The 233-nt window shown below is 70.0% G+C and carries 1 pseudogene; it reads right to left on the minus strand.

From position 1 onward, the window contains the following. Nucleotides 1-30: 30 nt before the first annotated feature. Nucleotides 31-233: pseudogene (locus KVT44_RS57250) on the minus strand (carbohydrate ABC transporter permease); the annotation flags it as partial.

Consider the following 233-nt stretch of genomic DNA (forward strand, 5'->3'; position numbering starts at 1 on the left):
GGAGATGACGAGGGACGCGGCGCACACCTAGGCCAGGAACAGGCCCTGGGTGGTGATGAAGCCGGTCAGGAAGACGGGGGCCGTCTCGGCGACCACACCGGACAGCACGCGGGCGAACAGCAGTTCGTTCCAGCTGAAGATGAAGCGAACCAGGCCGGGGGCCCGGATACCGGGGAGGGCTATGGGGGCGACGCCTCGGGCCAGGACCGTGGGGAGTTCCGCGCGGGCGTCCT

It is taken from the genome of Streptomyces sp. GbtcB7 (assembly GCF_019091445.1).
GTDB classification, from domain to species: Bacteria; Actinomycetota; Actinomycetes; order Streptomycetales; family Streptomycetaceae; genus Streptomyces; species Streptomyces mirabilis.